Source organism: Dyella sp. ASV21 (assembly GCF_016428975.1).
Lineage (GTDB): Bacteria > Pseudomonadota > Gammaproteobacteria > Xanthomonadales > Rhodanobacteraceae > Dyella.
The window spans coordinates 1-5,083 of sequence record NZ_JAELTT010000126.1; the positions used below are offsets into that span (position 1 = coordinate 1).

The window sequence follows — 5,083 nt, forward strand, 5'->3', positions numbered from 1 at the left end:
GGCCCAGGACGACGTGAAGAACGGCTTCATTCTCGACGGCTACCCGCGCAACCTGGCCCAGGCCGATGCGCTGGATCATCTGCTGGCCAAGATCGGCCAGCCGCTGGACGCAGTGGTGAAGCTGGACGTGCCGAACGAGGTGATCATCGGTCGCTGCGAGATCCGCTTCGCCGCCGAACACCGCAAGGACGACGATCCGGCGGTGGTGCGCGATCGCCTCAAGGTCTACGCCGAGCAGACCGCACCGGTGGCGGAGTTCTTCGCCCGCCGCGGCAAGCTGCAGGTGGTGGATGGCGTGGGCGAACTCAACGAGGTCACCGAGCGCGTCAAGCGTGCCTTGGCCAGCGAAACGGCAGCCGCCAACGGCTGACTCTCCGGGCCGCCGCAAGGCGGCCCGATGGTTTTAGGCGGGCGCGCTTGAGCGCGCTTGCCGCTCCAGCGAACGGAACCTACATGCGTCTGCATATCCTCGGCATCTGCGGCACCTTCATGGGCGGCGTCGCCGCGCTGGCGCGTGAGCTCGGTCTCACCGTCGAAGGTTCCGACGCCAACGTCTATCCGCCGATGAGCACCCAGCTGGAGTCGCTCGGCATTCGCCTGATGGACGGCTACAAGGCCTCCTACCTGCAACCGGCGCCGGACTTGGTCGTGGTCGGCAACGCCATGGTGCGCGGCAACCCCGCCGTGGAATATATGCTCGATGCCCAATTGCGCTACATCTCCGGCCCGCAATGGCTGGGCGATACGCTGTTGCAGGGGCGTGAGGTGCTGGCCGTAGCCGGCACGCACGGCAAGACCACCACCACCAGCCTGCTGGCGCACCTGCTCGAAAGCGTCGGCCTGGCACCGGGCTTTTTGATTGGCGGCGTGCCGGGCAACTTCGATGTGTCGGCGCGCGTGGGCAGCGGCAAACCCTTTGTGATCGAGGCGGACGAGTACGACAGCGCGTTTTTCGACAAGCGCTCCAAGTTCGTGCATTACCGTCCGCGCATCGCCCTCCTCAACAATCTGGAATACGACCACGCGGATATCTTTCCGGATGTCGCGGCGATCCAGCGTCAGTTCCATCACCTGGTGCGCACGGTGCCGGGCAATGGCCGCTTGATCGTCAATGCGCACGACAAGCATCTGGAAGAAGTGCTGGCGATGGGCTGCTGGACACCGGTGGAAACCTTCGGCATCGGTCGGGGTGACTGGCAGGCGCAGTTGCTCGCGGCGGATGGTTCTTCGTTCACCGTGCATCATCAGGGCGAACGCATCGGCGATATCCACTGGTCGTTGATGGGCGACCACAGCGTAATGAATGCGCTGGCCGCATTGGCTGCGGCCACAGCCGCAGGCGCCGATCCGCGCGCCTTGCTGCCGGCCTTCGCCAGCTTCCGTAGCGTCAAGCGTCGCATGGAAGTGGTGGGCGAGGCGGCGGGTGTGCGTGTGTATGACGACTTTGCGCATCACCCCACCGCCATTGCCACTACGCTGGCGGGCCTGCGTGCCAAGGTGGGGCCGGCGCGCATCGTGGTGGCGTTGGAGCCGCGTTCGAATTCGATGCGTCTGGGAGCACATGCGGAGGCGCTGGCGCCGTCGTTGTCCGACGCCGATGCGGTGGTATTCCTGCATCGCCCCGAGTTGTCCTGGGACGCCGGTCGCGTTACGGGCGCGCTGCATGGTCGTGGCAGCACCGTGCCCACGGTCGATGCGCTGATCGAGGCGCTGCGTCGCGATGTGCGTGCCGGCGACCACGTGGTCTTCATGTCCAACGGTGGCTTCGAGGGTGCCCCGCGGCGTTTTGCCGAGGCCCTCAAGGGCTGAGCTACTGGTCCACCAGCTACACTCGGCGACATGGCCGCTCAGTCTCCCTTTCGCGACTTGCCGCTGTTCCCGCTGGGTACCGTGTTGTATCCCGGTGGCCAGTTGCCGCTGCGCATCTTCGAGCCGCGTTACCTGGATATGGTGCGCGAATGCGCGCGCACGGCCAAACCGTTCGGCGTATGCCTGATCCTTGCCGGCAACGAGGTCGGCGTGCCTGCCACGCCGGCCGCCGTGGGCACGCTGGCGCACATCGTGGATTTCCATAATCGCGACGACGGCCTGCTCGGCATTCTTGCGGAGGGCGGAGCGCGTTTTCGCGTGGCTCGTACTCGCGTGCGCTCGGATGGATTGATGCGCGGCGATGTGGAAACCTGGCCCGAGGAGTCACCGATGCAGGTGCCGGTGGAGTTCGCCTTGTTGCAAACCATCCTGGAGCGCCTGATCGAATCCATGGCGCCGCATTGGCGCCAAGCACCACGGCATCTGTACGACGATGCGAGCTGGCTGGGTTTCCGCCTGGCGGAGTTGCTTCCGCTGCATGACGACGAGCGGCAACGTATGCTGGAAGTGACCGATCCGGTGCGGCGGCTGGCCGAAGTCAGGGACATCTTGCCCCGCTTCCAGCGCGCTTGAGGCCCACCCGCGCGGACAGGCTTTCCGTGCAACAGGCTCGCTCCTACACTGAGAGTTCTTTGATCACGGCAGACCCTCCATGAGCAGCCTCGCAGGCAAGACCTTGTTCATCACCGGCGCCTCGCGCGGCATCGGTCTGGCGATCGCGCTGCGTGCCGCGCGTGATGGCGCCAACATCGCCATCGTGGCCAAGAGCAGTGTGCCCAACCCGAAATTGCCGGGCACCATTCATAGCGCCGCGGCGGACATCGAGGCGGCCGGCGGCAAAGCACTGCCAATCAAGTGCGACATCCGTGAAGAAGATGAGGTGAAAGCCGCCGTCGCCGCGACGGTGGAAGCTTTTGGCGGCATCGACATCCTGGTGAACAACGCCAGCGCCATCTGGTTGGCCGGCGCGCTTGATACGCCGATGAAACGCTTCGACCTGATGCAGCAAGTGAACGCGCGAGGCAGCTTTCTGTGCGCGCAGGTATGCCTGCCGCATCTGCTGAAAGCGGAGAATCCGCACATCCTTACGCTGGCGCCGCCGCCGTCGCTGGATACCAAATGGTGGGCAGCGCACACCGGCTATACGCTGGCCAAGATGGGCATGAGTTTCGTCACGCTGGGCCTGGCGGGTGAGTTCGGTCGGCAGGGCGTGGCGGTGAACGCGTTGTGGCCGCGTACCATCATTGCCACGGATGCGCTCAACATGATTCCGGGCGTGCCGTTGGAGCGCTGCCGCAAGCCGGCCATCGTGGCCGATGCGGCGCATGCCGTGTTGACGCGCTCCGCCAAGGGTTTTGCGGGCCAGTTCCTGATCGACGAAGAGGTGCTGCGTGAGGCGGGCGTTTCCGACTTTGCGCCGTACGCCATGGACGCCTCGCAGTCGCTGTTGCCCGATCTGTTTCTTGATTGATGCGCGTTGATTGCCCCTTCTGTGCCATCGTGGCCGGTCGACAGCCGGCCAGCGTGATAGCGCAGAACGAGCAGGCGCTGGCATTTCTCGATCTGCGGCAGGCCGTGCCGGGGCACGTGCTGGTAGTGCCACGCGTGCATGTGGAAACCCTCTACGACCTCGACGAGGTGAGTGCCGCAGCGGTCATGCAGTTGGGCGTGCGGGTGGCGCGCGCCTTGCGCGTCGCCTTCGATCCGGAGGGGCTCAATCTGTGGCAGTCCAACGGCGCGGCCGGTGGCCAGGAAGTGCCGCACCTTCACCTGCATGTACAGCCGCGCCGGATGGCGGATGGCTTGCTGCGCGTCTATCCCCATGGCGCGCCGACGCCGACCTCGCGCGATGAGCTTGAGCGGTTGGCCGAGCGTGTGCGCCCTTTGCTATGGGCGTGAGGCGCTGAGCCTCGCGTCGTGGAGACCTCGATGAAATACCTGCACACCATGATCCGCATCCGCGATATCGACGCCAACCTGCGTTTCTTCTGCGAAGGGTTGGGCTTGCAGGAAAAGCGCCGCATGGAGCATGCCGCGGGCAAGTTCACCCTGATTTTTCTGGCCGCGCCGCAATCGCCCGAAGCGGAATTGGAGTTGACCTACAACTGGGGCTCCACCGAGGACTATGGCAGCGCCCGCAACTTTGGCCATCTGGCCTTCCGCGTGGACGACATCTACGCCACCTGTGCGCGCTTGCAGGCCATGGGCTACACCATCAACCGGCCGCCACGCGATGGACATATGGCTTTTGTACGCTCGCCTGACCTGATTTCGGTCGAACTGCTGCAGGATGGTCATCTGCCACCGCAGGAGCCATGGGCGTCGATGCCCAATACCGGGGTCTGGTGACGGGCCAGCGGCGTGGGTCGCTAGCCTTGCGTGTGACTTGCGTAGACCTTGGTGGCGAGCATTCCTAGGCCATAGGGGCTAGCCATTTGCCAGATATGCGGCTTTTGCCGGTTGCACATGCATCCTTTGTCGAGTGACTGTCACGCGCAGAGTTGTATATTGTGTGAGCTACATCACACTTTTACGGTGGTCGCGGCGTAGCTTGCGCGACGGGCGTGGTGACCAGGGGTGGCCAAGGGCTTGGCTACGTCCGACCGAAACCTGTGACCCTTAACAGGGGAGGGGGAGGGGAGCCATGGCGGTTTTGAGGGAGGAAGCCAGACGCTGCGTCGTCTGGTTTGGGCAGCCCGACGACACGGAACGTGCGGAGCTGGCAAAGGCGGGGTGGATCGTGCGCGTGGCCGATGCCGGGGCCCAGGCGGGTGTGGGCATGCGCAACAACGACACGGTGGTGGCACTGGCCGATCTGCGTCTGGGCGACCCGGCGTCGCCGTTGATCATGGCCCAACTGATGGAGGATCACCCATGGCTGCCCTGGGTGGCCTTGGTGTCGCCTGACATGCCGGCCCAGGACCCGCTGATCGATCGCATCCTGGAAGCAAGCATTGAATATGTCACCGCTCCGGTCGATCTGGAACGGCTGATCGAAACGCTGGCACGCATCGGTGGCGATCGGCCGGCCGAACCGCCCGAGCCGGGCGATATCGGCGTGACCGGGCACAGCATGGCGATCCGCAATGTGGTGGCGAGCATCCGCAAGTACGCGCCGGTGGAACTGCCAGTGCTGATTACCGGCGAAACCGGTACCGGCAAGGAAGTGGCCGCGCGCGCCCTGCACGGGCTGTCGGCCCGCGCTGATCGTCCC

7 protein-coding genes are annotated in these 5,083 nt (G+C 65.0%); all 7 read left to right on the forward strand.

The genetic code is table 11. The features are described from left to right. Positions 1-370, forward strand: a 370-nt coding sequence (locus JHD67_RS20880; protein WP_199101072.1) for a nucleoside monophosphate kinase, incomplete at its 5' end; no start/stop codon positions are given. An 83-nt stretch (positions 371-453) separates the two neighbouring features. Next, entirely contained in the window at positions 454-1,809 is a 1,356-nt protein-coding gene (gene mpl, locus JHD67_RS20885; RefSeq protein WP_199101073.1) for a UDP-N-acetylmuramate:L-alanyl-gamma-D-glutamyl-meso-diaminopimelate ligase, read from the forward strand. A gap of 30 nt (positions 1,810-1,839) precedes the next feature. Then, entirely contained in the window at positions 1,840-2,442 is a 603-nt protein-coding gene (locus tag JHD67_RS20890; protein ID WP_199101074.1) for an LON peptidase substrate-binding domain-containing protein, read from the forward strand. A gap of 79 nt (positions 2,443-2,521) precedes the next feature. Next, positions 2,522-3,340, forward strand: a complete 819-nt coding sequence (locus JHD67_RS20895) for an NAD(P)-dependent oxidoreductase (RefSeq protein WP_199101075.1) — start codon at positions 2,522-2,524, stop codon at positions 3,338-3,340. Continuing rightward, positions 3,340-3,768 (forward strand): HIT family protein, encoded by a 429-nt coding sequence (locus tag JHD67_RS20900; protein WP_199101076.1) that lies wholly within the window; start codon positions 3,340-3,342, stop codon positions 3,766-3,768. The genes JHD67_RS20895 and JHD67_RS20900 overlap by 1 nt, the downstream gene beginning before the upstream one ends. Positions 3,769-3,798: 30 nt before the next feature. Then, the gene (locus JHD67_RS20905) at positions 3,799-4,218 is read left to right on the forward strand and encodes a VOC family protein (RefSeq protein ID WP_199101077.1); all 420 of its coding nucleotides are present in this window, start codon (positions 3,799-3,801) and stop codon (positions 4,216-4,218) included. 295 nt (positions 4,219-4,513) lie between these two features. After that, positions 4,514-5,083 (forward strand): VpsR-related response regulator (locus JHD67_RS22460; RefSeq protein WP_233172154.1); only part of this gene is annotated, 570 nt, incomplete at its 3' end.

Excerpts from the sequence above, each read along its gene's own strand:
- mpl (WP_199101073.1), top strand. The coding sequence starts at position 454 with ATGCGTCTGCATATCCTCGGCATCTGCGGCACCTTCATGGGCGGCGTC.
- JHD67_RS20890 (WP_199101074.1), top strand. The coding sequence starts at position 1,840 with ATGGCCGCTCAGTCTCCCTTTCGCGACTTGCCGCTGTTCCCGCTGGGT.
- JHD67_RS20895 (WP_199101075.1), top strand. The coding sequence starts at position 2,522 with ATGAGCAGCCTCGCAGGCAAGACCTTGTTCATCACCGGCGCCTCGCGC.
- JHD67_RS20900 (WP_199101076.1), top strand. The coding sequence starts at position 3,340 with ATGCGCGTTGATTGCCCCTTCTGTGCCATCGTGGCCGGTCGACAGCCG.
- JHD67_RS20905 (WP_199101077.1), top strand. The coding sequence starts at position 3,799 with ATGAAATACCTGCACACCATGATCCGCATCCGCGATATCGACGCCAAC.